This window comes from Sphingomonas japonica (assembly GCF_006346325.1).
Taxonomy (GTDB): Bacteria; Pseudomonadota; Alphaproteobacteria; order Sphingomonadales; family Sphingomonadaceae; genus Sphingomonas; species Sphingomonas japonica.
The window spans coordinates 717833-739594 of record NZ_VDYR01000001.1; the positions used below are offsets into that span (position 1 = coordinate 717833).

At 66.0% G+C, this 21762-nt stretch carries 26 protein-coding genes; 12 read left to right on the top strand and 14 right to left on the bottom strand.

What is annotated here, in order from left to right; genetic code table 11:
• Nucleotides 1-77 precede the first annotated feature (77 nt).
• The 6 genes from rimO to serS are packed head-to-tail and all read right to left on the bottom strand — an operon-like array spanning nucleotide 78 to nucleotide 5987.
• Nucleotides 78-1412, bottom strand: coding sequence for a 30S ribosomal protein S12 methylthiotransferase RimO (rimO, locus tag FHY50_RS03475; protein WP_140046975.1), 1335 nt, complete (start codon nucleotides 1410-1412; stop codon nucleotides 78-80).
• 40 nt (nucleotides 1413-1452) lie between these two features.
• Nucleotides 1453-1812 carry a DMT family protein gene (locus FHY50_RS03480; RefSeq protein ID WP_140046976.1) on the bottom strand — a complete coding sequence of 120 codons (360 nt, stop codon included), beginning with the start codon at nucleotides 1810-1812 and terminating at the stop codon, nucleotides 1453-1455.
• Nucleotides 1809-2834 (bottom strand): potassium channel family protein, encoded by a 1026-nt coding sequence (locus FHY50_RS03485; RefSeq protein ID WP_140046977.1) that lies wholly within the window; start codon nucleotides 2832-2834, stop codon nucleotides 1809-1811. The genes FHY50_RS03480 and FHY50_RS03485 overlap by 4 nt, the downstream gene beginning before the upstream one ends.
• Entirely contained in the window at nucleotides 2834-3904 is a 1071-nt protein-coding gene (locus FHY50_RS03490; protein WP_140046978.1) for a M23 family metallopeptidase, read from the bottom strand. The genes FHY50_RS03485 and FHY50_RS03490 overlap by 1 nt, the downstream gene beginning before the upstream one ends.
• A 10-nt stretch (nucleotides 3905-3914) precedes the next feature.
• Nucleotides 3915-4679 carry a 5'/3'-nucleotidase SurE gene (surE, locus tag FHY50_RS03495; RefSeq protein WP_140046979.1) on the bottom strand — a complete coding sequence of 255 codons (765 nt, stop codon included), beginning with the start codon at nucleotides 4677-4679 and terminating at the stop codon, nucleotides 3915-3917.
• Between the two features lie 27 nt (nucleotides 4680-4706).
• Complete coding sequence (gene serS / locus FHY50_RS03500; protein ID WP_140046980.1) at nucleotides 4707-5987, bottom strand: serine--tRNA ligase; 1281 nt, start codon at nucleotides 5985-5987, stop codon at nucleotides 4707-4709.
• A 94-nt stretch (nucleotides 5988-6081) separates the two neighbouring features.
• On the opposite strand from serS, the gene FHY50_RS03505 reads away from it, so the two are divergent.
• The 4 genes from FHY50_RS03505 (at nucleotide 6082) to FHY50_RS03520 (ending at nucleotide 8789) form a co-directional block, all read left to right on the top strand.
• Entirely contained in the window at nucleotides 6082-6522 is a 441-nt protein-coding gene (locus tag FHY50_RS03505) for a host attachment family protein (protein ID WP_140046981.1), read from the top strand.
• A 64-nt stretch (nucleotides 6523-6586) separates the two neighbouring features.
• Nucleotides 6587-7219, top strand: coding sequence for a hypothetical protein (locus tag FHY50_RS14125; RefSeq protein WP_166745489.1), 633 nt, complete (start codon nucleotides 6587-6589; stop codon nucleotides 7217-7219).
• A 705-nt stretch (nucleotides 7220-7924) separates the two neighbouring features.
• On the top strand, nucleotides 7925-8395 hold the full coding sequence (gene dksA / locus FHY50_RS03515) for an RNA polymerase-binding protein DksA (protein WP_140046983.1): 471 nt from the start codon (nucleotides 7925-7927) through the stop codon (nucleotides 8393-8395).
• Nucleotides 8396-8462: 67 nt separating this feature from the next.
• Nucleotides 8463-8789: a PilZ domain-containing protein gene (locus tag FHY50_RS03520; RefSeq protein WP_140046984.1), complete on the top strand. Its 327-nt coding sequence runs from the start codon at nucleotides 8463-8465 to the stop codon at nucleotides 8787-8789.
• A 33-nt stretch (nucleotides 8790-8822) separates the two neighbouring features.
• Here FHY50_RS03520 and FHY50_RS03525 read toward each other — a convergent pair whose 3' ends face one another.
• The gene (locus FHY50_RS03525) at nucleotides 8823-8978 is read right to left on the bottom strand and encodes a YdcH family protein (RefSeq protein ID WP_140046985.1); all 156 of its coding nucleotides are present in this window, start codon (nucleotides 8976-8978) and stop codon (nucleotides 8823-8825) included.
• A gap of 152 nt (nucleotides 8979-9130) precedes the next feature.
• On the opposite strand from FHY50_RS03525, the gene FHY50_RS03530 reads away from it, so the two are divergent.
• The gene (locus FHY50_RS03530; protein ID WP_140231023.1) at nucleotides 9131-9328 is read left to right on the top strand and encodes a YdcH family protein; all 198 of its coding nucleotides are present in this window, start codon (nucleotides 9131-9133) and stop codon (nucleotides 9326-9328) included.
• Nucleotides 9329-9399: 71 nt separating this feature from the next.
• The gene (locus FHY50_RS03535) at nucleotides 9400-9858 is read left to right on the top strand and encodes a DUF1465 family protein (protein WP_140046986.1); all 459 of its coding nucleotides are present in this window, start codon (nucleotides 9400-9402) and stop codon (nucleotides 9856-9858) included.
• A 17-nt stretch (nucleotides 9859-9875) separates the two neighbouring features.
• Here the strand turns inward: FHY50_RS03535 and FHY50_RS03540 are convergent, their stop codons facing one another.
• Nucleotides 9876-10835, bottom strand: coding sequence for an NAD(P)H-dependent flavin oxidoreductase (locus FHY50_RS03540; protein ID WP_140046987.1), 960 nt, complete (start codon nucleotides 10833-10835; stop codon nucleotides 9876-9878).
• 44 nt (nucleotides 10836-10879) lie between these two features.
• A complete protein-coding gene (locus tag FHY50_RS03545) occupies nucleotides 10880-11404 on the bottom strand; it encodes a gamma carbonic anhydrase family protein (protein ID WP_140046988.1) in 525 nt (174 codons plus the stop codon).
• Between the two features lie 172 nt (nucleotides 11405-11576).
• Between FHY50_RS03545 and FHY50_RS03550 the strand changes: the two genes are divergently transcribed.
• Nucleotides 11577-12188, top strand: a complete 612-nt coding sequence (locus FHY50_RS03550; protein WP_140046989.1) for a superoxide dismutase — start codon at nucleotides 11577-11579, stop codon at nucleotides 12186-12188.
• A 4-nt stretch (nucleotides 12189-12192) separates the two neighbouring features.
• Here the strand turns inward: FHY50_RS03550 and FHY50_RS03555 are convergent, their stop codons facing one another.
• The 3 genes from FHY50_RS03555 to mtaB all read right to left on the bottom strand — a co-directional run bounded on the left by FHY50_RS03555 (nucleotide 12193) and on the right by mtaB (nucleotide 15093).
• Nucleotides 12193-12828, bottom strand: a complete 636-nt coding sequence (locus FHY50_RS03555; RefSeq protein WP_140046990.1) for a septation protein A — start codon at nucleotides 12826-12828, stop codon at nucleotides 12193-12195.
• Between the two features lie 106 nt (nucleotides 12829-12934).
• On the bottom strand, nucleotides 12935-13867 hold the full coding sequence (gene ftsY, locus FHY50_RS03560) for a signal recognition particle-docking protein FtsY (protein ID WP_140046991.1): 933 nt from the start codon (nucleotides 13865-13867) through the stop codon (nucleotides 12935-12937).
• A complete protein-coding gene (mtaB, locus tag FHY50_RS03565; protein WP_140046992.1) occupies nucleotides 13864-15093 on the bottom strand; it encodes a tRNA (N(6)-L-threonylcarbamoyladenosine(37)-C(2))-methylthiotransferase MtaB in 1230 nt (409 codons plus the stop codon). Before mtaB ends, ftsY begins: the two co-directional genes overlap by 4 nt.
• A gap of 27 nt (nucleotides 15094-15120) precedes the next feature.
• Between mtaB and FHY50_RS03570 the strand changes: the two genes are divergently transcribed.
• On the top strand, nucleotides 15121-15699 hold the full coding sequence (locus tag FHY50_RS03570; protein WP_140046993.1) for a DUF924 family protein: 579 nt from the start codon (nucleotides 15121-15123) through the stop codon (nucleotides 15697-15699).
• Here the strand turns inward: FHY50_RS03570 and FHY50_RS03575 are convergent.
• On the bottom strand, nucleotides 15674-17314 hold the full coding sequence (locus tag FHY50_RS03575) for a putative bifunctional diguanylate cyclase/phosphodiesterase (protein WP_140046994.1): 1641 nt from the start codon (nucleotides 17312-17314) through the stop codon (nucleotides 15674-15676). The two genes, FHY50_RS03570 and FHY50_RS03575, sit on opposite strands and share 26 nt — an antisense overlap.
• A gap of 218 nt (nucleotides 17315-17532) precedes the next feature.
• Between FHY50_RS03575 and ffh the strand changes: the two genes are divergently transcribed.
• From ffh to rimM, 3 genes are read left to right on the top strand one after another with little or no spacing between them, the layout of a single operon-like run.
• Entirely contained in the window at nucleotides 17533-19020 is a 1488-nt protein-coding gene (ffh, locus tag FHY50_RS03580; RefSeq protein ID WP_140046995.1) for a signal recognition particle protein, read from the top strand.
• 36 nt (nucleotides 19021-19056) lie between these two features.
• A complete protein-coding gene (rpsP, locus tag FHY50_RS03585) occupies nucleotides 19057-19605 on the top strand; it encodes a 30S ribosomal protein S16 (protein ID WP_140046996.1) in 549 nt (182 codons plus the stop codon).
• Nucleotides 19605-20084 carry a ribosome maturation factor RimM gene (rimM, locus tag FHY50_RS03590; protein ID WP_140046997.1) on the top strand — a complete coding sequence of 160 codons (480 nt, stop codon included), beginning with the start codon at nucleotides 19605-19607 and terminating at the stop codon, nucleotides 20082-20084. Before rpsP ends, rimM begins: the two co-directional genes overlap by 1 nt.
• On the opposite strand, the gene FHY50_RS03595 is transcribed toward rimM, so the two are convergent.
• Nucleotides 20081-20989 carry an NAD(P)/FAD-dependent oxidoreductase gene (locus FHY50_RS03595; protein WP_140046998.1) on the bottom strand — a complete coding sequence of 303 codons (909 nt, stop codon included), beginning with the start codon at nucleotides 20987-20989 and terminating at the stop codon, nucleotides 20081-20083. The genes rimM and FHY50_RS03595 overlap by 4 nt on opposite strands.
• A 40-nt stretch (nucleotides 20990-21029) precedes the next feature.
• Here FHY50_RS03595 and trmD point away from each other — a divergent pair, with 40 nt between their 5' ends.
• Nucleotides 21030-21761, top strand: coding sequence for a tRNA (guanosine(37)-N1)-methyltransferase TrmD (gene trmD / locus FHY50_RS03600; protein ID WP_140046999.1), 732 nt, complete (start codon nucleotides 21030-21032; stop codon nucleotides 21759-21761).
• Nucleotide 21762: the final 1 nt, after the last annotated feature.

A 21762-nucleotide genomic window follows, 5' to 3' on the forward strand; every position in this document is an offset into this window, starting at 1 on the left:
TCCACGGTATGACAAGCCAAGAATGGCAGGATGTGCAGCACGGTGGACCCAGGGACAAGCCCACGGTGACGAATATGTCAGCCCAGCGGCACCCCGAACAGGTCGTGGTCGTCGGCATCCTCCACCCGGACCGCGACGATGTCGCCCTGCACCAGGTGGCCGGCATCGCGCAGGTGCACCTCGCCGTCGATCTCGGGCGCGTCTGCCTTGGATCGGCCGGTGGCACCGCCGCTTTCGGTATCGACGGCGTCGATGATGACATCCAGCGTCCTTCCGACCTTTGCCGCCAGCTTTTCCGCGGAAATCCGGGCCGTCAGTTCCATCAGCCGCGCGTAGCGTTCCTCCTTCACCGCCTCCGGCACCGGATCGGGCAGCGCGTTGGCAGCGGCACCCTCGACCGGTTCGAAGCGGAACGCGCCGACACGGTCGAGCTGCGCCTCCTCGAGCCACTCCATCAGATACTCGAAATCGGCATCAGTCTCGCCGGGGAAGCCGACGACGAAGGTCGAGCGAATGGCGATGTCGGGGCAGATCGCGCGCCAGCCATGGATGCGTTCGAGCACCCTGGCCTCGTTGGCGGGACGGCGCATCCGGCGGAGCACGCTGGGCGCAGCATGCTGGAAGGGGATGTCGAGATAGGGAAGCACCAGCCCGTCGGCCATCAGCGGAATGACCTGATCGACATGCGGATAGGGATAGACATAGTGCAGCCGTATCCAAGCACCCAACTGCCCAAGTTCGCGCGCCAGGTCGGTCATGTTCGGCACCACCTCGCGGCCCTTCCACGCGCGCGGCTCCTTGCGGATGTCGATGCCATAGGCCGAGGTATCCTGGCTGATGACGAGCAGCTCGCGCGTGCCGGCCGCAATCAGCTTTTCCGCTTCGCGCAGGATGGCGTCGGGACGGCGGCTGACGAGATCGCCGCGGATCGACGGGATGATGCAGAAGCTGCAGCGGTGGTTGCAGCCTTCGGATATCTTGAGATAGCTATAGTGCCGCGGTGTCAGCTTGAGCCCGCTGTCGGGCACCAGGTTGAGGAACGCGTTGGGCGGCATCGGCGCGGTTTCGTGCACGGCGCCGACCACGTCCTCATAGGCGTGCGCGCCGGTGATCGCGAGCACCTGCGGAAACCGCGCGCGGATCGTCTCCGCTTCCTTGCCCATGCAGCCGGTGACGATGACGCGGCCATTCTCGGCGATCGCTTCGCCGATCGCCTCGAGGCTTTCCTCCTTGGCGCTGTCGAGAAAGCCGCAGGTGTTGACCAGCACGATATCGGCGCCGGCATAGTCGGGCGACAGCGCATAGCCGTCCGAGCGCAGCTTGGTCAGGATGCGTTCGCTGTCGACCAGATTCTTGGGACAGCCGAGCGACACCATGCCGATGCGCGGCGCTTCAGGAAATATCGTTGCCATGATTGCCGCGCGACATAGCGATTTTCGTGGCAAATGCCAGTCAGTGCAGCGCCGCACCCCTGAACAGGAAGAACGCACCCGCCGCGATCAGCACGAAGCCGATCGCGTGGTTGGCGGTAATTTTCTGGCCCAGATACGTCACCGAGAAGATCGCGAAGACGGTCAGCGTGATGACTTCCTGCATCCCCTTGAGCTGCGCGGCCGAATAGACGCCGCTGCCGATGCGGTTGGCGGGGACCGCGAGCAGATATTCGGGCAGCGCGATCAGCCAGCTGACCAGGATCACCGCCACCAGCGGCGCGGCCTTGTATTTGAGGTGGCCGTACCAGGCGAAGGTCATGAAGACGTTCGATCCGATCAGCAGCAGGATCGGGGCGATCCGCGCCCAGTCGAGCGTCATGCCGCCGCCAGCCCGCGCTTGGGGACGATCTCGACCACGACGTCGCCGCGCGCCAGCGCCTGCGCTTCCGGGGCGCTGAAGCCGAACGGCTGCCCGCCCCGGTAGATGCGCAGGCCGAGCCCGGTGGTGATCGCCGACAGCGGTTGCCCCACCTCGGCATCGTCGATCGCGCGTTCGGACAGTTGCACGCGTCCGTCGAACGAGGCGAGGTCCATCATGTAGTCGGCGATATGGCTTCCGCTACACGAACTGGCGAGCAGCAGCCCGGCGAAGCTGACCGGGTTGATGACCGTCGTCGCGCCTGCCGCGCGGGCGGGAAGCTCGTTATCCTCGGCCTTGACGATGATGCTGATCGGCAGGTCGGGCGCCAGGTGCCGCGCGGTCAGCACGATCAGGATTGAGGTGTCGTCGCGCCCGGCGGCGACGATCAGCGAGCATGCGCGCGCAATCTTGACGTCCTGCAGCGTCGTGTCGCGCGTCGCGTCGCCGATCAGCACGTTGCACCCGCACGCTTCCGCCCGCGCGATGTTGTCGGCATCCCCGTCGATGACGACGATGCTCGATGGATCGCGGCCACGGGCCATCAGTTCGTCGACCGCTTCCGATCCCGTCTTGCCGAACCCGGCGACGACGATGTGGTCATGAAGATCGCGTTGGATGCGTGCCATGCGCCATTTGTCCCAGGTGCGTTTCAGGATGAAATTATAGGTCGTGCCGATGAACAGCAGAACGATGAAGATGCGGATGGGAGTGACGATCAGCGCATCGAACAATCGTGCGCGATCGGTGACCGGCGCGATGTCGCCATAGCCGGTGGTGGTAATCGAGATCATCGTGAAATAGACGACGTCGTTGAAGCTGACCACGCCGTCGTAATTGTCACGCAGCCCGGCGCGGTCGAACCAGTGGACGGCGATGGCGAGCGCGATCAGCGCGACCACACCCAGCACGCGCCAGCTGATCGACACCCAGACGGGAACGCCCGATTTGCGGCGCAGCGTGTCGGGGAGGACCGGACGCATCAGCGCGGCGGCAAGCGGGTCAGCGGATCGACCGGGGTGCGGCCCTGGCGGATCTCGAAATGCAGCTCCGGGCGCTCGGCCGAACCGCTGTCGCCCGACAGGGCGATGCGCTGCCCGCGCTTGACCGCCTGGCCGCGCTGGACGAGCAACTCGCTGGCATGGCCATAGACCGAGGTAAGGTTGCTGCCGTGCTTGAGGATCACGAGACCGCCCAGCGAGGGGATGTCGCTGCCGACATAGGCGACGACGCCATCTGCAGCAGCAGCGATCGGCGTGCCGTTCGGCACCGCCAGCTTGATCCCGTCGTTGCGCTCGCCACTGCGGCCGGGGCCAAAGCGGTCGGTGATCCGTCCATCGACTGGCCATTGAAAGCCGCCCTTCGACGCGCGCACCGGCGTTGCCACGGCGGTCGTCGCGGAGAGCACCCGCTTCGGCGATGTCGACGGAGCCGCGGGTCGCTGGCTGTCCGCGATCGCCGGTTCGCTGCCGGTGACCAGGTCGTCGATGTCGAGCTCGAATGCGCGCGCCCGTTCGGCATAGGAGACGGGCGCGGCGCCCGGCTCGCCGCCGGGGATGAGGATGCGCTGGCCGATACGCAGGATGTACGGTTCTTCCAGCGCATTGTCGGTCACAATGCGCGACCAATCGACACCGTACGCACGGGCAATGGCGATGCCGGTCTGGCCTGCGCGCACCAGATGGTAGCGGCCACCGGGGATGACCAGGCGCTGGCCGGGAAAGATCGTGAACGGAGGCGTGAGGGCATTGGCGCGTGCGATCGCTTCCGACCCTGCACCGAACCGCTCTGCGATGCCGCGCAGCGTGTCGCCGCGTTCAACGCTATAGGTCGTTGCAGCGACGCTTCGCGCATCGGCCGCGATCGATCCGGTCTGCCATGCCGGACGCGGGGCAGGCAGCGCCGGCACCGGATCGACACGCTGCGGCGATGCGGACGCGACAGGGGCGGCCGGCGGTGGCGGGCTCCGATCGCCCGGAATGCACCCCGCCAGTCCCGAAGCGATACCGATCGCGGCCCCCATCGCTGCGATGCGCGCGCCTGTGCTCCCCATGCCGCCCCCCTTATCGATAGCGTGCGGCGAGCATATCGAGCGATTCGCGATGCGTCAGGTCCAGATGCAGCGGCGTCACCGAAATATATCCGTCCGCGATCGCTTCCAGGTCGGTCGAATGAGCGGGCGTTCCCACCGCAGGTCCCAGTCCGAACCAGTGATATTCATAGCCGCGCGGATCGCGATTGCTGACGATCTGGAGCCGGCCATAGTCCCGCAGCCCCTGTTCGGCGACGCGGACGCCCTTCACCGCGTCCGAGGCGAGCGGCGGGAAGTTGATGTTGACCAGCGTGCGTGGTGCCCAGTCCATGTCGATCAGCGGCGCCAGCACGCGCTGGCCCCAGCCACGCGCGGCATCGAACGGCACCGTGTCGCCCATGCCTTCGCGCGCATAGACCTGGCTGAGCGCGATCGAGCGCACCCCGGCAAGCGCGCCTTCCATCGCCGCCGACACCGTGCCCGAATAGGTGACGTCCTCGGCCAGATTGGCGCCGCGATTGACGCCCGACAGGATCAGGTCGGGAGGATTGTCCTTCATAATCCTGGCGATCGCCATCATTACCGCGTCGGTCGGCGTGCCGCTGACCGCAAAGCGCCTGTCGCCGAACCGGCGAATCCGCAGTGGACGTGTCAGGGTGAGCGAATGACCCGCACCCGACTGTTCCTCGGTCGGCGCGACCACCCACACGTCGTCGGAGAACCGGGCAGCGATCTCCTCGAGCACGGCGAGGCCGGGGGCGTGATAGCCGTCGTCATTGGTGACGAGAATGCGCATGCTAGCGCTCCGTGGGCCGAGTGGCGATCACCGGTCGGCCTTAAGCCGTTCGAGCCCGCCGAGATACGGGCCGAGCACCGGCGGCAACGTCACCGATCCATCGGCCTGCTGGTAATTTTCCAGCACCGCCACCAGCGTTCGCCCGACCGCTAGGCCCGAGCCGTTGAGCGTATGGACGAAGCGCGTGGCCTTTTCCCCGGCCGGTCGATAGCGCGCGTTCATGCGGCGCGCCTGGAAGTCGCCGCAATTGGAGATGCTGGAAATCTCGCGATACGCATTCTGGCCCGGCAGCCACACTTCGAGGTCATAGGTCTTGCGCGCGCTGAATCCCATGTCGCCGGTGCATAGCAGCATCCGGCGATAGGGCAGGCCAAGCGCCTCCAGCATCGCTTCGGCATGACCCACCATCGCCTGATGGAGGCTTTCGGAGCCCTCGGGTGCGGCAATCGCGACCAGCTCGACCTTTTCGAACTGGTGCTGGCGGATATAGCCGCGTGTGTCGCGGCCCGCCGCGCCCGCTTCGGAACGGAAGCACGGCGTCAGCGCGGTGAAGCGCAGCGGCAATCTATCGGCGTCGAGGATCTGCTCTCGGACCAGATTGGTCAGGCTGACCTCGGCAGTCGGGATCAGCCAGCGGCCGTCACCGGTCTGGAACAAGTCCTCGGCGAACTTCGGCAGCTGCCCCGTGCCGAACAAGGCATCGTCACGCACCAGCAGCGGCGGCGCGATCTCGGTATAGCCGTGCTCGGCGGTCTGGCGGTCGAGCATGAACTGTCCGAGCGCGCGTTCCAGCCGCGCCATCTGGCCGCGCAGCACCGTAAAGCGGGCCCCGGACAGCGCCGCCCCGCTTTCGAAATCCATGCCCAGCGGCGGTCCGAGATCGGCATGCTCGCGCGGCGTGAAATCGAAGCTACGCGGCACGCCCCAGCGCTTTTGCTCGACATTGCCGCTCTCGTCCGTGCCGTCCGGCACGTCGGTATCGGGCAGGTTGGGGATTGCCGACAGCCGCGCGTCGAGGTCGGCGCTGACCGCCTTTTCCTCCGCCTCGCGCGCGGGCATCGTTTCCTTGAGCGCGGCGACTTCGGCCATCAGCATTTCGGCAGTGGCATGGTCGCCCTTGGCCTTGGCCGCGCCGATCGCCTTTGACGCGTCGTTGCGGCGCGCCTGGCCCGCCTGCAATTCGGTGACCAGTGCCCGCCGCCGCTCGTCGAGCGCGATCAGTTCGGCGGCAGCAGCAGCGGCTCCCCGGCGCGCCAGCGCGGCGTCGAACTGGTCGGGGTGGTCGCGGATGAAGCGGATGTCGTGCATGGCTCGGGCTATGGCGTCCGGCGCGATGCTAGGCAACCCGGGCGCGGCCCTGCGCGTTCGCTACCCAGGCACACAAGCATAAGGAGAAGCCGCCATGCACATAGCGCACAAGGCATTCGTCGTCGTCGCGGACGGGCGCAAGATGCTGTTCTTCCGCAACGAAGGTGATGAGGTCCATCTCAACCTCGTTGTCGAGCGCGTCCGGGAACAGGATAATCCCCCCGACCGCGAGCAGGGCACCGACACGCCCGGACGGACGTTCTCCAGCAACGGCGCGGGGCGCAGCGCCTATGAAGAGACGGATTTCCATCAGCTCGAGGAGGATCGCTTCGCCGCGGAAACCGCTGATCTTCTCAAGAAACGCGCGCTGCGCAACGATTTCGACCAGCTGGTGATCGTCGCCCCGCCGCGGACATTGGGCGAGTTGCGCAAACATTATCACAAGGAAGTCGAGCAGCGATTGGCGGGCGAGCTCGACAAGGACCTGACCGGGCACCCGGTGCCCGACATCGAAAAGGCGCTGATCGCGGCGTAACCGCAACCAGCGCCTTCACGCAGCAATATCGATAGGGAAGAGGGCGGCTCAGGCCGCCTTCTTCTTGAGCAGGCGTCCGCGCGCGACCAGGGCGGCCGCTGCGCCACCGAACAGCAGCACGATCGGGGGTGCGGGGACCGGCGTCGGATTGCCGGGAGGCGTGCCGCCCGAGCTCGAGGCGCTGGAAGCGCTCGATGCCGACGAGGCGCTCGATGCCGAAGACGCGCTGCTGGCGCTCGACGCCGACGAGGCGCTGCTGGCCGACGAAGCGCTCGATCCGCTGCTGCCCGAGCTGCCGTTCGAGCTCCAGCCGCCGTTCGAGCTCCAGCCGCCATGCGACGACCCGCCCTTGGACGAGCCATCATGCCCACCCTTGGACGAGCTGCCGCTGCTGCCCGACGACGCCGACGACGCGGAGGATGCGGACGAAGCGCTCGATGCCGAGCTGCTCGACGATCCGCCGGTGGAGGTCGACGACCCGCCAGTCGATGTCGACGAGCCCCCGGTCGAGGTCGATCCGCCGCTGGTGCTGCTGGAACCGCCGCTCGAGGTCGACGAAATGATCACGCTGCCGCTGCTTCCGCCGCCGCCGCCAAAGAAGCCGCCGCCGAAAAAGCCGCCGCCGCCGAAGCCGCCGGTGCCACCAACCATCACCGGAACCGCGCCGCCGCCCGATACGATCGGGACTTCGCCCTGATAGGGCGGGGGCAGGGGCACTGGTGCGCCCTGATTGGTGACGGTGACGACCGTCGGCGGCGGGCAGGTCTTGGCGGTTTCGACCCGCTTGACCAGCTTCGACCGCATCAGCCGCTTGTCCCCGGCCGCCTGGGCGATCGTGGTGGGGCGCTGCATCGCCCGCTTCTTAATCACGCGCTTGGTCGCGACCTGATCGGGCTGCGACGATTCGGCCATATGCACCGCGCCGCCACCAAGGACCGCGCCGCCGCAAGCAACCGCACATAATTTAGCCAGAGCCATGCGTACCGACATCTCGACCTAACCTCGCTTTGCGTTGTCCCTTGACCTCCAACCCCGAAAGTCACTGCAACGCCGATAGCCAGTAAAGGGCAGAAGCGAATATTAAGTTCAAGCGCGTTTACCAAGGTTTAGCGTCCCGAAACGGATAAAGTCGCGGAAGGCCGGGCGCTGATTGAGTTAACGTCCTGTTGTGGGACAAACTGCCCGGATATTACCGGGAGTCTGGCGCCTTATTGATCGGCATCGACGTGAACGCGATGCAGGGCACCCGCCCGACCGTATCGCCCGAGTCGCGCGAAGTGGCTTCAAAATGCTGATTCCCCACGCTTGTCCTCTGCGTCCTGCGCCCCTATAGGCGCGGTGGGCAAATGGCGGTCGATTGGCGCGCGCGACGCTTTCCGACGAACCGGTGTGGAGAGTGTATATGGCTACTGCGTTGGACAGGTTCGATGAACCGAAGCGGGACTTCCCCGCAGCCGCGAACGACTTTGGCATGAACGGCTATCGGCCGAGCAGCGACGAGCCGTTCATGAACGATCGCCAGCAGGACTATTTCCGGGCGAAACTGCACGCCTGGAAAGATGCCATCCACCGCGAAGCGCAGGGGACGCTGAGCCACCTTCAAAGCGAGCCGCTGCGCGAGGCCGATCTTACCGACCGCGCGTCTAGCGAGACCGACTGGTCGATCGAGCTGCGCACCCGCGATCGCCAGCGCAAGCTGATCTCCAAGATCGACGCTGCGCTGCGCCGGATCGACGACGGCGAATATGGCTATTGCGAAGTCAGCGGCGAGCCGATCTCGCTCGCGCGGCTGGAGGCGCGGCCGATCGCGACGATGACTGTCGAGGCGCAGGAGCGCCACGAACGCCAGGAAAAGGTGTCGCGAGACGAATAGCCGGTTAACGCTTTCGTCAACGATTGCTGGTGTACTTCAGCCTACCCCGAATGGATTTCGCGCCGGAATGGATCAGCACGCTCACGACCCGACTCCTGTTGCCGATGACGATGCAAGCCAGCGGAGCGGTTCGCGCGATAGCCTGCTGCTCACGGCATTGATCGAGATCGACGGCACGCGGACCCAGGTGCGCGTGCGCAACCTGTCGCCGGGGGGGATGATGGCCGAATTGCCGCAGCCGGTGGCGATCGGCTCGGAGGTCAAGGCGGAGGTGCGCGGGCTGGGGCTGGTCCCCGGGCGGGTGGCATGGTGCACCGACGGCCGGATCGGCATCGCCTTCGATCGCGAGATCGATCCACTCGCGGCGCGCAAGCCGGTGGGCCCGCGCCGCTGACCTGAGTTCGGTCACCGGCGCGGAGCGCTGGCGTCAAAGCTGTTCGAGTTCTTCCTTCACGCGCAATTTCTGTCGCTTGAGATCGTGCAGCACCACCTCGTCGGGTAGCGGCCGCCGCGATTCGTCTGCGATCTTGCGATCGAGTCCAGCATGCTTTGCCTCAAGCGCGGTAAGGTGCGCGGTCTGCATGGCTGCGTTCTCCGTGTTGGTTGAAGGGAGAGCGAGTAGATCATGCTTCGGGGCGCTTGTCGCCTATCCAAAAGGATGCGATCGATGGACCGTGCCGAGCATCGGGACCAGGCGAGACGGCGTTCGACGGAGCGCCCGTGAAGGACGATCGAATGGACGAGGCCGAGGCCCGGCGGAGGCTCGAATTGCTGCGCACCGAGCATCGCGACCTCGATGCCGCGATCACTGCATTGCTCGAGGCCGCGAGCCTCGATCAGCTGCGTGCCGCACGTCTCAAGAAGCGCAAGCTGCTGCTGAGGGACGAGATCGCGGCGCTGGAGGACGCGCTCATTCCCGACATCATCGCCTGAATGGGCCGAAGCGGGACGGCGCCCGCGACAATGCGCTGGCGGCGGATAAATCGCTATGGCATCGAAGCGTAATGCAGGGGTCGGGGACAGCAGCCATCCAGTCGCGATTGATCGACTCGCTCTATGTCGAGGCGATGCTGCTTGCCGACGAAGCGCGATGCTATTTCGATCAGGGCGGCAAGGATGAGCGCGACCGGCTCGATCCGGTGGCGCGGGTCGCATTCTCGTGCGAATCGCTCAAGGTGACGACGCGGCTGATGCACGTCATCGCCTGGTTGCTGACGCAGCGTGCGGTTCAGGCCGGTGAGCTGCGCGAGCGCGACGCGCGTGATCCCTCGCGGCGGCTCGGCGCGGCGCCCGAGACCGATGCCGCCATGCTGGCGACGATGCCCCGCGACGCGGGCGCGCTGATCGCGACCAGCATCGACCTGTATCGCCGCGTCGCCCGCCTCGATGCGACTGCGGCGGATGCGCAGCGCGTGCCCAGCCCGGCGCGCACCATGATCGAAAAGCTTGCGCTGAACTTCTAAGGCAGCGCGGCGGCGTGTCAGTCCAGCAGGCGGCTGCGCGCGGCGTGATATTCCGCCTCGATCCGGTCGACCCGATCCGCCACGCTCTCGACGATCGTCACCGCGCCGATACCCTGGCCCGATCCCCAGATATCGCGCCACGCCTTGGCCTTGGCATTGCTGCCCGTTCCGAAATTCATCTTCGACGGGTCGCTGACCGGCAGGTCGTCCGGGTCGAGCCCTGCCGCCTCGATCGACGAGCGCAGATAGTTGCCATGAATCCCGGTGAACAAATTGGTGTAGACGATGTCGCCCGCGCTGCCTGCGACGATCGCGTCCTTGTATTCGCCGGGGGCGTTCGCCTCGGTCGTGGCGATGAACGGCGATCCGATATAGCCGAGGTCGGCGCCCATCGCCTGCGCGCCGAGCACCGCGCCACCGGTGGCGATCGACCCCGACAATGCGATCGGCCCGTCGAACCAGGTGCGAACCTCCTGCGTGAACGCGAACGGATTGATCAGCCCGGCATGGCCGCCCGCACCGGCGCACACCAGGATCAGGCCATCCGCACCTTTTTCGACTGCCTTGTGCGCGAAACGGTCGGTGATGACGTCATGCAGCGTGATGCCGCCCCAGCCATGGACCGCGGTGTTGAGTTCCTCGCGCGCGCCGAGCGAGGTGATGACGATCGGCACTTGCCATTTGGCGCAGGTGGCGAGGTCCGCCTCGAGCCGATCGTTCGATTTGTGGACGATCTGATTGACCGCGAACGGCGCTGCCGGGCGGTCGGGATGCGCGCGGTTATGGGCTGCCAGTTCCTCGGTGATGCGGTGCAGCCATTCGTCCAGCTGGCTTTGCGGGCGCGCGTTGAGCGCGGGAAACGAGCCGACGATCCCGGCCTTGCACTGCGCGATGACCAGGTCTGGACCCGAAATGATGAACAGCGGCGATCCGATGATCGGAAGCCGCAGGCGATCGAAGAGCGAGGGCAGGGCCATGTCGGTTTTGTAGCGCAACCGATCGGCCTGTCCAGCACCTGGCCTCAGTCGATGCGGCGCAATCCGGCAGCAAAACGGGCCGCGCGTTCGACATAGTGCCGCGCGGAAAGTTCGAGCATCGCTGCCGCCGTAGCGTCGAGCGTGCGGATAGCGCGCGCCGGGCTGCCGACGATCAGGCTGCCGGGTTCGAAGCTTTTTCCTTCGGTCACCAGCGCGCCGGCGCCGACGATACAGCCATCCGGGACATGCGCGCGATTGAGGACGATCGCGCCCATCCCGATCAGGACCCGGTCGCCGATCGTACAGCCGTGCAGGATGGCATGGTGGCCCACGGTACAGTCGGCGCCGATCGTCAGGGGCGCGCCAGGGTCGGAATGGAGCATCGCCCCCTCCTGCACATTGCTGCGGTCGCCGATATGGATCGTGGTATTGTCGCCGCGCGCGACGGCACCGAACCAGATACTGGCCTGAGCACCGATCCGGACGTCGCCGACGATCTCGGCGGTCGGCGCGATCCATGCGCGGTCGCCAAGCGACGGTGCGACATCATCGATTGCATAGAGCGGCATGAAACGTCTCCCGATCGCAGGTGTGAACCGTCATGCCCGCTGCGACGACCATGCGAAAGGGACGCATCGGCGATGCCAGCAGGAGACGGTTGCGAAACGAATGCGGCGGACCCATTTGCCGGGCCTCGCGTTCCTTGGGGCGTTACCACATCCCGAATTCAGGAGATTTCCGATGGCTTTCGAACTCCCGCCGCTGCCCTATGCCTATGACGCGCTGGAGCCGGTGATCGACAAGGAAACGATGACCTTCCATCACGACAAGCATCACAAGGCCTATACCGACAAGCTCAACGAGGGCGTCGAGAAGGACGGGTTGCAGGGCAAGTCGATCGAGGACATCCTTGCCAACATCTCGAGCGCATCGCCGATGGTCCGCAACAATGGCGGCGGCTTCTGGAACCACGATTTCTTCTGGAAGACCATGGCACCGGAAGGCGGACGCGGCGAGATGTCGGCGGAACTCAAGGCGGCAGTCGATGAATTCGGTGGGCTCGACAAGCTCAAAGAAGAATTCAACACCAAGGGAGCCGGGCAGTTCGGCTCGGGCTGGGCATGGCTGATCGTCGATGATGCCGGCAAGCTCAAGGTCACATCGACCCCCAATCAGGACAATCCACTGATGGACGTCGCCGCCGACAAGGGCACGCCGCTGCTCGGCAATGACGTTTGGGAGCACGCCTATTACCTGACCTATCGCAACGACCGGCCGGGTTATCTCAAGGCATGGTGGGACGTGGTGAACTGGGACATGGTGTCCAAGCGGTTCGCCAGCGCGGCCCGGTAACGCTTCACCCCTCCGGCGGCAGCGGCACGTCCTTGGCTTCGGCCTGAAGGCCGTGCCGCAGCAGCATCGGAATGTTGACCAGCGCAAACACCATCGTCAGCGGAATCGCGCCCCACAGCTTGAACCCCGCCCAGAAGGTGAGGTCGCTGTCGGGATTGGGCGCGGTGGTGCGCCACACCGCTTCGTTCACCACTGCCATGAACACGAAGAAGCAGGCCCAGTTGATCGTCAGCTTGCGCCAGCCGGCTTCGCTTAAGCCCGGATAGGCGGTTTCGAGCAAGGTCCGCAGCAGCGGCCTTCCCGTCGCTGCGCCGAAGCCGAGGATCGCGGCAAACATCGCGTAGACGACGGTCGGCTTCATCTTGATGAAGGTCGAATCGTGGAAATACAGCGTCAGGCTGCCGAACACGAGCACCAGCCCGCCCGACAGCCACAGCATCGGCGAAATCCCGCCTGCCTTCCATTTGGCCACCGCCATGGACATGACGATCGCCACCATGAACCCCGCCGTCGCCGCGAGGATGCGTTCGATCGCCGATCCCGGCAGCAGCGTGTTGATCGCGAAGAACACTGCCAGCGGTCCGAAGTCGAGCGCCATGCGCAATCCGGGAGAGAGCGGCGGTTTGGCGTTTTGAGTCATAGCGACAGAAACATCCGTTGGTTTCGAGCGTAATCGAGAAACCTGATTGCGTACCCTGCGTGAGCGCTTCTCGACTACGCTCGAAACCACCGGCACGATGCTAGCCTCATCGCACCAGTTCCTCGACCCCGGCGATGATCCGCGACACTTCGTTGGCATCGAAGCCGCGCAGGTCGTCGATCTTCTCGCCGACGCCGATCGCGTGGATCGGAAGACCGAATTGCTGGGCCGCGGCCACCAGCACGCCGCCGCGGGCAGTGCCGTCGAGCTTGGTCATCACCAGTCCGGTCACGCCCGCGACCTCCTTGAACACCTCGATCTGGTTGAGCGCATTCTGTCCGGTAGTGGCGTCGAGCACCAGCACTACGTCGTGCGGCGACTCGGGGTTGATGCGCCCCAGCACGCGGCGGATCTTGGACAGTTCGTCCATCAGCTCGCGCTTGTTCTGCAGCCGCCCTGCGGTATCGACGATCAGCACGTCGATGCCGGTCGCGGTCGCTTGCTTGACCGCCTCGAACACGATGCCGGCCGCGTCGCCGCCTTCCGCGCCCGACACGATCGGTACGCCGACGCGCTCCGCCCAGGTGCGCAGCTGGCCGATCGCGGCGGCGCGGAACGTATCACCCGCCGCCAGCATCACGCCGTAATCCTGATCGACCAGCGTTTTCGCCAGCTTGGCGATCGTCGTCGTCTTGCCCGATCCGTTGACGCCGATCACCAGGATCACCTGCGGACGCGGAAACGCCTCGACGACCAGTGGCCGGGCGACGGGCTCGAGCACCCTCTCGATCTCCTCGGCGACGACCAGCCGGATACCGAGTTCCTCCAAGTTGCGCTCATATGCACCCTCGGCGAGCCGCGCGCGGACGCGGCCGGCGGTCTGCGGGCCAAGATCGGAAGCGATCAGCGCTTCTTCGATATCGTCGAGCACCGCGTCGTCGAGCCGCGCCGCCGACAGGCCGGCGAGGTTGCCCATCAGCCGATCCGACGTCTTGCGGAATCCACCGAGCAGGCGGTCGTGCCACGAAGGAGCGGTCATGCGGGGGTTCCGATCAAATTGCTTCCGTCACGCGCCGCTACGTCAACTGCGACGATTTCGCCTGCGCGCGCCGGTCTTGTCATCCGGACCTTGGCAAAGCTGGCGGCGTATCCCTCGCGTCCCGAACGCTCGACCAGTACCTGCTGCCGGGTTCCGACTTGCTCGGCAAGCCAGCGGTGCTGCCGCTGCCTAGCACGCTCCCGCAGCGCGGCGGCACGCGCCTTGGCGACCGTTGGATCGACTTGCGGCATCCGGGCGGCAGGCGTTCCGGCGCGGGGCGAGAAGGGGAAGATATGCGCATGAACGATGTCGCAATCGTCGATCAACGCCAGGCTGCGCGCAGCCATCGCCTCATCCTCGGTGGGAAAGCCCGCGATCAGGTCGGCGCCGATGGCGATCTCGGGGCGCGCCGCCTTGAGCCGCGCGACCATCGCCACTGCCGATGCCCGGGTGTGACGGCGCTTCATCCGCTTAAGAATCATGTTGTCGCCCGCCTGCAGCGACAGGTGGACGTGCGGCATGACGCGTGGCTCCTGTGTCAGCAATGCGAATAGCCGCCCGTCGATCTCCTCCACGTCGAGTGACGACAGCCGCAACCGTTCGAGACCCGGCACCATCCGCAGGATCCGTTCGACCAGCATGCCGAGCGTGGGAATACCGGGAAGGTCGCTGCCGTAACTGGTCAGATCGACCCCGGTCAGCACGATCTCGCGATGCCCGGCGTCAACGAGCGCGGCAATCCGCTCGACCAGCGCCCCTGCGGGGACCGACCGGCTGTTGCCGCGTCCGAACGGGATCGCGCAATAGGTGCAGCGATGGTCGCAGCCGGTCTGGACCTCGACGAAGGCGCGTGCGTGGTTCGAGAAGCTCGCGGCGAGATGCGGTGCCGTGTCGGCAAGCGCAAGGATGTCGCGCACCACCACCGGTCTGGCCGAATTCCACGCGGCCGGCGACAATTTGTCCGAATTGCCGATCACGCGATCGACCTCGGGCATCGCCGTGAAAGCCGCCGGGTCGATCTGCGCTGCACAGCCGGTGACGACCAGCTGCGCCGAGGGCCGATTGCGGCGTGCCCGGCGGATCGCCTGTCGCGTCTGGCGCACCGCTTCGTTGGTGACGGCGCAGCTGTTGACGACGACAATATCGCGATCGCCGACGATGGCGCGGACCGTTTCGCTTTCAGCGATGTTGAGACGGCAGCCCAGCGTGATGATATCGGCGGTCATCGCTGGACGGCTGAAGGGGTTGAAACCATGCGCGACGATCTAGGGACAGGCGACGGCGAAGTCCACGCACAGGCGCGCGCCGTGCTCGCCTTCTGGTTCGACGAGATCGACAAAGAGCAGCGCTTCGCCAAGGACGACGCGGTCGATACCGTCATCGCGCAGCGCTTCGGCGGCTTGCGCGATCGCGTGCTGGCGACCCGGGCAGAGGGTTGGCGCGACGATCCGGAGACGTTGATGGCGGCGATCGTCCTGCTCGACCAGTTCTCCCGCAACCTGTGCCGCGGCAAGGCGGCGGCGTTCGACGCCGATCCGCTGGCGCGCGAGCTGACCCGGATCGCGCTGGACCGCGGCTGGCATGCGGCCATGCCTGCGCTCTGGCGGCAATTCGCCTATATGCCGCTGATGCATGCCGAGGACCCGGGGCTGCAGGCTGAATCCGTCGCGTTGTTCGAAGCGCTGGGCGATGCGGAGGCGCTGACCTTCGCGCGCGACCATGCTGCGGTTATTGCAAGGTTTGGCCGCTTTCCCAGCCGCAATGCGGCGTTGGGGCGCATCTCGACACCGGCGGAAAGGGAGTATCTCAGCCGGCCCGGCGCTGGCTGGTGACTTCGGCGGTGCTGTCGGGCTCGGGCGCGGCAGTGCGCAGCATACCGCGTTCGGCGAGCAGCCGGCGCACGGCCGTCGTCGACAGGGGACGGCCGTAAAGCCAGCCCTGGCCCTTGGCACAGCCCAGCAGCTTGAGCCGTTCCTCGATCGCCTGGTCCTCGATCCCCTCGGCGGTGACCGGCAGGTTCAGGCTTTCGCCGAGCCGCGCGATCGCATTGACGATCGCGGCCGAATCGGCGCTTTCGTTGATCGAGGTGACGAAGCTCTTGTCGATCTTGATGCGATCGAAGGGCAGTGCTCGCAAATGTGCGAGCGACGAATAGCCGGTGCCGAAATCGTCGAGCGCGATGCGAACCCCCTGGTTCTTGAGGCTGCCGACGATCGACTGGGCGAGCGCGAGATTGTCGAACAGCGAGCTTTCGGTGATCTCGACCTCGAGGCGGCTCGACGGGAAGCCGGTTTCGACCAGCACCTTGATGATCTTCTGTGCAAGCCAGGCGTCGCGCAACTGCCACGGTGAGATGTTGACCGAGATGGTGAGCGAAGGATCCCAGTCGCGCGCGACCAGGCAGGCCTGGCGCATCACCGACATCGACAGCTCGGCAATTAGCCCGGTCTCTTCCGCGATCGGGATGAATCGCTCGGGCGAGATCAGCCCGCGCACCGGATGCTCCCAGCGCGCCAACACCTCGAACCCGTTGAGGTCACCGGTGGCAAGATCGATCTGCTGCTCGAAATAGGGCACGATCTCCTGTCGCGGAATCGCCACGCGCAGCCCGCTTTCGAGTTCGTTGCGTGCCTTGAGTTCACGCTCCATCGACTGGTCGAACCACTGATAGCGATTGCGACCCGATTTCTTGGCCGCATACATGGCGATGTCGGCCGACCGCATCAGCGCGTCCATGTTCGGACAATCGAAGTCGGAACGGGCGATGCCGACCGACGCGCTGACGTGGAGCGCCAGCCCCTCCGCCTCGAACGGTTGCGCCATGCGGCTGACCAGCCGCTCGGCGATGCGCTCGATGGTCTCGGGGGCCTGCGGATCGAACAGGAAGGCGCAGGCGAATTCATCGCCGCCCAGCCGCGCCATGATGCCGCCCTGGGGTATCAATCCCGCGATCTCGGCGGCAACGGTGCGCAGCAGCGCGTCGCCGACGGCGTGGCCGTGCATGTCGTTGACCGTCTTGAAATGGTCGAGGTCGAGCATGACCAGCGCCATCGCCTTGTGGCGGCGATCGGCGCGCACGAACATCGCACCGCCCTCTTCGGCAATGCTGCGGCGATTGAGAAAGCCGGTAAGCGGATCGCGCGACGCCAGCGTCTGCGCCCGCTCCTCGGCAGCGGTGCGGGTGGCGACTTCGACCGCCAGCGCGCTGTGCCGCCGCCAGCCGAACAGGATCAACGCGACATTCAGCAGCATCGCGATGACCAGCGTTCGATCCGCCGGGGCGCCGCCATTGACGTAGTAATCGACCGTCCTCGACAGGACCGAACTTCCGGTTCCGACGAACAGCAGGATTGCCGCGATGCTGATCGCGCCGGTGACGATATCGGACCGACCCGCGCTGTTGCGCAGCGTCGGCTGTGTCTCGATTTCCATCCGCATACGGCCCATCCCCGTCCCTATCGACCGGGCATCTTCGCAGCACGGGGTATAGAAGCGGTTAAGGCGCCCGGCTTGCCAAACCGGATCGACCGGGCTAGGGAGCGCGCCTGTTCCGCATGAACGCAGGAACGCCGTCCACTTTCTTCCGGGACGGTACACGCTGGCCGACGAGGTTTCGTCCGCCGGCGTTTTGTGCGTTTCTGGGGCGGAACGATGAGGAGTCGGTGATGTTCGAAAGTCTGAGCGATCGGTTGGGAGGCGTGTTCGATCGCCTGCGCGGCCGCGGCGCGCTGACCGAAGCCGACGTCCGCACCGCGATGCGCGAAGTTCGCATCGCGCTGCTCGAGGCCGACGTCGCCTTGCCGGTTGCGCGCGAATTCGTCGATCGCATCACCGAACAGGCGGTGGGTGCGCAGGTGCTGCGCTCGATCACGCCGGGGCAGCAGGTCGTCAAGATCGTCCATGACGGACTGGTCGAGATGCTCGGCAGCGACACCAGCGAGCTCGACATCGACGTCACTCCGCCCGCGGTGGTCATGCTGGTCGGCCTGCAGGGGTCGGGCAAGACCACCACCACGGCGAAGCTGGCCAAGCTGCTGGCGGGCAAGCAGCGCAAGAAGGTGCTGATGGCGTCGCTCGACGTCAATCGTCCGGCGGCGCAGGAACAGCTGGCGGTACTCGGTACCCAGATCGACGTCGCGACGCTGCCGATCGTGCAGGGTCAGCAGCCCGTCGACATCGCCCGACGCGCGCTGCAATCGGCGAAGCTGCAGGGCTATGACGTCGTCATGCTCGACACCGCCGGTCGGTTGCACGTCGATCAGGCGCTGATGGACGAGATGAAGGCGGTTGCCGACATCGCCACCCCCAACGAGATCCTTCTCGTAGTCGACTCGCTGACCGGGCAGGACGCGGTCATCGTCGCGCGTAACTTTACCGATCAGGTGCCGCTGACCGGCGTGATTCTGACGCGCATGGACGGCGATGCGCGCGGCGGCGCGGCGCTGTCGATGCGCGCGGTCACCGGCAAGCCAATCAAGTTCGCGGGCATGGGCGAGAAGCTCGACGCGCTCGAGCCGTTTCATCCCAAGCGTGTTGCTGGCCGCATTCTCGGCATGGGCGATGTCGTCTCGCTGGTCGAACGCGCTGCGGAATCGATCCAGGTCGAGGACGCCGAGAAGATGGCGTCGCGGCTCGCCAAGGGGCAGTTCGACATGAACGACCTGCGCCAGCAACTCGCCCAGATGAGCAAGATGGGCGGGCTGGGCGCGCTAGCCGGCATGATGCCGGGGATGAAGAAGGCGCAGGCGGCGATGGCGCAAAGCGGCGTCGACGACCGGATCCTGATCCGCATGGATGCGATCATCGGATCGATGACGCTCAAGGAGCGCCTCAAGCCCGAACTGCTCAACGCCAAGCGCAAGATCCGCGTTGCCAAGGGTAGCGGCGTCACCGTCCAGGACGTCAACAAGCTGCTCAAGATGCATCAGGAGATGCAGTCCGCGATGAAGAAGCTCAAGAAGATGGGCGGGCTCAAGGGGATGATGGCGATGCTCGGCAAGGGCGGGGCGGGCGGCGGCATGGGCGGCGTCGGCAATGCGCTGGGCGGCCCGGCCATGGGCGATTTCATGAATCAGGCGGGCGGCGGCCTGCCAGGACTGGGCGGAGGCAAGGGCCTGCCGCCGGGGTTCGAAAATCTGGTCAAGAAAAAGTAACAACCTGTTCAACTATAAACCGAAAGAAGGAATATCATGGCACTCAGCATGCGTCTGTCGCGTGGCGGCTCGAAGAAGCGTCCCTATTACCGCATCGTGATCGCCGACGCGCGCGCGCCGCGCGACGGCAAGTTCATCGAGAAGATCGGGACGTACAACCCGCTGCTCGCCAAGGAGTCCGAGGACCGCATCAAGCTCGACGGAGAGCGTGCGAGCCACTGGCTCAAGATGGGTGCGCAGCCGACCGATCGCGTCGCGCGCTTCCTTGACGCAGCTGGCCTGCGCGAGCGCGCCGCGCGCAGCAACCCCAACAAGGGCAAGCCCGGCGAGAAGGCGACCGAGCGCGCCGAGGAACGCGCCGAAAAGGCCAAGGCAGCTGAGGATGCCCGCGCCGAGGCCGAGGAAGCCGCCAAGGCCAAGCCTATCGAGGAAGCGCCTGTTGAGGAAGCTGCGGCTGACGAAGCGGCTCCGGCCGAGGAAGCATCGACCGAGGAGGCCGCTCCCGCCGAGGAAGCTGGCGCCGACACGGCGACCGACGACGTCACCAATGACGGCGAAAGCGCCAAGGCCCCGGCCGAAGGCTGATGCAGGCGGACAAGCCCGTTACGCTGGCCGTCGTGATCGGCGCGCACGGCGTGACGGGCGAGGTGCGGCTCAAGGTCTTCGCCGAGGACCTTGCGCCGCACCGCATCTTCAATGACGGGGAGCTGACGCTCAAGTCGCTGCGTCCGGGCAGCAATGGTGTGATCGCCCGGATCGAGGAAATCACCGATCGCAACGCCGCCGAGGCGCTGCGCGGCACCCAGCTTACCGTTCCGCGTTCGGCGCTCCCCGAACTTGCGGAAGGCGAATATTATCATGTCGACCTGATCGGTCTCGCCGCGGTATCGACCGACGGCGCCGAGCTCGGCACGGTCGTCGCGATCGACGATTTCGGCGCGGGCGACGTCATCGAGATCGAGAAACCCGGCGGCAAGCGCTTCATGGTGCCGATGCGCGCCGACGCGGTGCCCGAGTGGGACGACAGTCAACTGGTCGTCGCGGCGGATTTCGTCGAGGATTAGCGGCGCAGGGGCCTGATCTCGCTCAGTGCATTGCGGATCGTCGTCGCCGCGACGCCTGCCTGCCCCATCGCGTTGGAAATCTGGTCGAGCCCCTTGACCACGTCGCCCGCGGCGAACAGCCCGGGGATCGAGGTGCGCTGGTGCGCATCGACTTCGAGGCAGCCGTCCTCTGTCGCCTTCGCCCCCGCCGCGATCGCCAGCCGTGAGCGGATGGTGGAGCCGAGCGCGGGATAGACGCTGTCGAACTCCATCGGGCCGTCCGCGGTTTCGACGCACAGGCGATCGCCGCGGATTGCGTAGCTTCCGCAGGGGCCATCGGTACGGACGATCCCGGCAGCGTCGAGGTCGGCCAGACATTCGCTAGCCAAATCGTGTGCGCTGTCGGGGGATATCAGCGTAAGGTCACGGGTGAAGCCGCGCAGGAACAGCGCCTCCCTGGTGCCATGATCGCTGGTGCCGATCACTGCCACGCGCGTGTCGGTCACCTCATATCCGTCGCAGATCGGGCAATAGCGGAGCAGTCCGCGTCGCAATGCTTCGTCGTGCATTTCGTCGTCCATGCCCTTCGGCCGCAGGTTGACGACGCCGGTGGCGAGCAGGACGGTGCGGGCAGGGTATTCGCGGTCGCCGACGCAGACGACGAAACCCTCGTCGCGCGGCACGATCGCGGTCACCTCCGCTGCTTCGCGCACCGCGCCGAACTCGCGCGCCTGGGTCAGCATTCGCGCCAGCAGGTCGGTGCCGACGATGCCACCCGGATACCCGGCGTGGTTATGCGTCCGGGGGATCAGCGCCGCCCGGCTCGATCCGCTGTCGAACAGCCGGATCGATAGGTGAAACCGTGCCAGATAGATGGCGGCCGTGAGTCCGGCGGGTCCGGCGCCGATAATGATGCAATCGTCCATGGCCTTGCCTGTAACCCGTGTCACGACGCATGGGAACGCGATGGCGTTTCCTGTCACGATCCTCACTTTGTACCCGGAGATGTTTCCCGGCCCGCTCGGCGCGTCGATCGCGGGGCGGGGGCTGCGCGAGGGGCTGTGGAGCCTCGACACCGTACAGATCCGCGACTTCGCGACCGATCGGCATCGCTCGGTCGATCATACGCCGGCGGGCGGCGGCGCGGGCATGGTGATGCGCGCCGATGTCGTCGCCGCCGCGATCGACAGCGTGCCCCCGGGGCGCCCGGTCCTGGCAATGACGCCGCGCGGCGCCACCCTCACGCAAGCCCGCGTCCGCGCGCTCGCCAGCGGTCCCGGCGTAACTATCCTGTGCGGTCGATTCGAAGGCATCGACCAGCGCGTGTTCGAGGCGCGCGATATCGAGGAAGTGTCGATCGGCGACTACATCCTGTCTGGTGGGGAGATGGCAGCGCTGACGCTGCTCGATGCTTGCATTCGCCTGCTTCCCGGCGTAATGGGCGCGGCTTCCAGTGGGGATGACGAGAGCTTCGAAACCGGGCTGCTCGAATATCCGCATTATACCCGACCAGTGACATGGGAAGGGCGCACGATCCCGCAAGTGCTGCGATCGGGGGATCATGCGAGGATCGACGCCTGGCGAAAGCAGCAGGCGGAGATCGATACACGGTTACGGAGACCGGATCTTTGGGAGCGCCATGAGGGTGCTCGGGTCCAGCCTCCCTCTGGCGCGCGGCAAAAGAATGGGAACGAATGAG

Coding starts and splice junctions, on each gene's coding strand:
- trmD (WP_140046999.1), top strand. CDS start 21,030: ATGGCGTTTCCTGTCACGATCCTCACTTTGTACCCGGAGATGTTTCCC.
- FHY50_RS03530 (WP_140231023.1), top strand. CDS start 9,131: ATGGACGAGGCCGAGGCCCGGCGGAGGCTCGAATTGCTGCGCACCGAG.
- FHY50_RS03550 (WP_140046989.1), top strand. CDS start 11,577: ATGGCTTTCGAACTCCCGCCGCTGCCCTATGCCTATGACGCGCTGGAG.
- mtaB (WP_140046992.1), bottom strand. CDS start 15,093: ATGACCGCCGATATCATCACGCTGGGCTGCCGTCTCAACATCGCTGAA.
- ffh (WP_140046995.1), top strand. CDS start 17,533: ATGTTCGAAAGTCTGAGCGATCGGTTGGGAGGCGTGTTCGATCGCCTG.
- rimO (WP_140046975.1), bottom strand. CDS start 1,412: ATGGCAACGATATTTCCTGAAGCGCCGCGCATCGGCATGGTGTCGCTC.
- rpsP (WP_140046996.1), top strand. CDS start 19,057: ATGGCACTCAGCATGCGTCTGTCGCGTGGCGGCTCGAAGAAGCGTCCC.
- FHY50_RS03485 (WP_140046977.1), bottom strand. CDS start 2,834: ATGCGTCCGGTCCTCCCCGACACGCTGCGCCGCAAATCGGGCGTTCCC.
- FHY50_RS03575 (WP_140046994.1), bottom strand. CDS start 17,314: ATGGGCCGTATGCGGATGGAAATCGAGACACAGCCGACGCTGCGCAAC.
- FHY50_RS03570 (WP_140046993.1), top strand. CDS start 15,121: ATGCGCGACGATCTAGGGACAGGCGACGGCGAAGTCCACGCACAGGCG.
- FHY50_RS03555 (WP_140046990.1), bottom strand. CDS start 12,828: ATGACTCAAAACGCCAAACCGCCGCTCTCTCCCGGATTGCGCATGGCG.
- FHY50_RS03545 (WP_140046988.1), bottom strand. CDS start 11,404: ATGCCGCTCTATGCAATCGATGATGTCGCACCGTCGCTTGGCGACCGC.
- serS (WP_140046980.1), bottom strand. CDS start 5,987: ATGCACGACATCCGCTTCATCCGCGACCACCCCGACCAGTTCGACGCC.
- FHY50_RS03480 (WP_140046976.1), bottom strand. CDS start 1,812: ATGACGCTCGACTGGGCGCGGATCGCCCCGATCCTGCTGCTGATCGGA.
- FHY50_RS03490 (WP_140046978.1), bottom strand. CDS start 3,904: ATGGGGAGCACAGGCGCGCGCATCGCAGCGATGGGGGCCGCGATCGGT.
- FHY50_RS03540 (WP_140046987.1), bottom strand. CDS start 10,835: ATGGCCCTGCCCTCGCTCTTCGATCGCCTGCGGCTTCCGATCATCGGA.
- FHY50_RS03595 (WP_140046998.1), bottom strand. CDS start 20,989: ATGGACGATTGCATCATTATCGGCGCCGGACCCGCCGGACTCACGGCC.
- FHY50_RS03505 (WP_140046981.1), top strand. CDS start 6,082: ATGCACATAGCGCACAAGGCATTCGTCGTCGTCGCGGACGGGCGCAAG.
- dksA (WP_140046983.1), top strand. CDS start 7,925: ATGGCTACTGCGTTGGACAGGTTCGATGAACCGAAGCGGGACTTCCCC.
- FHY50_RS03520 (WP_140046984.1), top strand. CDS start 8,463: ATGGATCAGCACGCTCACGACCCGACTCCTGTTGCCGATGACGATGCA.
- FHY50_RS03535 (WP_140046986.1), top strand. CDS start 9,400: ATGCAGGGGTCGGGGACAGCAGCCATCCAGTCGCGATTGATCGACTCG.
- FHY50_RS03525 (WP_140046985.1), bottom strand. CDS start 8,978: ATGCAGACCGCGCACCTTACCGCGCTTGAGGCAAAGCATGCTGGACTC.
- rimM (WP_140046997.1), top strand. CDS start 19,605: ATGCAGGCGGACAAGCCCGTTACGCTGGCCGTCGTGATCGGCGCGCAC.
- surE (WP_140046979.1), bottom strand. CDS start 4,679: ATGCGCATTCTCGTCACCAATGACGACGGCTATCACGCCCCCGGCCTC.
- ftsY (WP_140046991.1), bottom strand. CDS start 13,867: ATGACCGCTCCTTCGTGGCACGACCGCCTGCTCGGTGGATTCCGCAAG.